This is a genomic window from Bradyrhizobium sp. P2_E8 (assembly GCF_056403875.1).
In genome coordinates this window covers 1-1,511 of record NZ_JBFUES010001380.1, presented here as the reverse complement: position 1 = coordinate 1,511, position 1,511 = coordinate 1, and the positions used below count along the sequence as shown (strand labels likewise).

Annotated in this window: 2 protein-coding genes; both read left to right on the top strand. The window is 68.3% G+C overall.

What is annotated here, in order from left to right; genetic code table 11:
• Window positions 1-906 (top strand): xanthine dehydrogenase family protein molybdopterin-binding subunit (locus tag AC1D00_RS40650; protein WP_477014582.1); only part of this gene is annotated, 906 nt, incomplete at its 5' end.
• Between the two features lie 21 nt (window positions 907-927).
• Window positions 928-1,511 (top strand): solute carrier family 23 protein (locus AC1D00_RS40645; protein WP_477014581.1); only part of this gene is annotated, 584 nt, incomplete at its 3' end.

Here is a 1,511-nt window from a genome sequence, read left to right as displayed (position 1 = left end):
ATGATCGACACGGTGCCGCCGGCCGGCCACATCGCGGACGCCATGATCGCGCTCAACGACGACGGCGGCTTCGACCTCACCGTCGGCACGGCAGAGTTCGGCAACGGCACCAGCACGGTCCACCGCCAGATCGCGGCGACGATGCTTGCGACCACCGTCGACAGGATTCGCCTGCGCCAGTCCGACACCGCCCATGGCGGCCACGACACCGGCGCCTATGGCAGCGCGGGCACTTTCGTCGCCGGCAAGGCGACGCATGCAGCCGCCATGCAGCTTGCGACCGAGCTGAGGGCCGCGGCCGCAGGCGCCTGGCTCTGCGACGTCGAAAGCTGCACGCTCGAGGGCGAGACCGTCGTCAGCGGSGTACGACGGATGTCCTTTGCTGAACTGGCGACGCTTGCACGCGAGCGTGGTCAACCGCTCGCAGCCAGCGGCAATTCCGGCGGCACGCCGCGCTCGGTCGGCTTCAACGTGCAGGGCTTTCGCGTGGCGGTGAACAAGGGCACCGGCGAGCTCAAGATTCTCAGAAGCGTGCAGGCGGCGGATGCCGGCATCGTCGCCAACCCGATGCAGTGCCGCGGCCAGGTCGAGGGCGGCGTCGCGCAGGCGCTTGGCGCTGCGCTCTACGAGGAGATGGTGATCGATGCGACCGGCCGCGTCACCAACCCGAAGTTCCGCGACTACCACCTGCCTTCTTTCGCCGACGTGCCGCGCACCGAGGTCCTCTTCGCCGAGACATCCGACACGGTCGGCCCGCTGGGCGCGAAGTCGATGAGCGAGAGTCCGTACAACCCGGTCGCCGCCGCGCTCGGCAATGCGATTGCAGACGCCACCGGCATCCGCTTCACGGCGCCGCCTTTCAAGCCGGACCGGCTGTTTCCGGCGCTGCACGACAAATTTGGTTAGGCTGTTTCGGGGGATTCATTCATGAGCAGCGAGGTCCATCCCGTCGACGAGGTCCTGCCGGTCCCGCGCCTGCTCGCGCTCGGGCTCCAGCACGTGCTGGTGATGTATGCCGGCGCGGTCGCGGTGCCGCTGATCATCGGACGCGCGCTGAAGCTGCCGCCGGAGGACGTTGCCTTCCTGATCAGCGCCGACCTGTTCGCCTGCGGGATCGCGACGCTGGTGCAATGCCTCGGCTTTCCCGGCGTCGGCACCCGCCTGCCGGTGATGATGGGGGTGACGTTCGCCTCGGTCGGACCGATGCTCTCGATGGCCGCCGCGCCCGATATCGGCCTGCTCGGCATCTACGGCTCCGTCATCGCGGCCGGCATCTTCGGCATCGTCGCCGCGCCCTTCGTCAGCCGGCTGCTGCCGCTGTTTCCGCCCGTCGTCACCGGCAGCATCATTCTCGTCATCGGCATCTCCTTGATGCGGGTCGGCATCAACTGGGCCGGCGGCGGCCTGCCGACGCTGACGAAGGTGGTCGACGGCGTCGCCGGCAGCTTTCCCAATCCGGCCTATGGGCAATTGCAGGGCCTTGGCATCTCGCTGTTCGTGCTGCTCTTCAT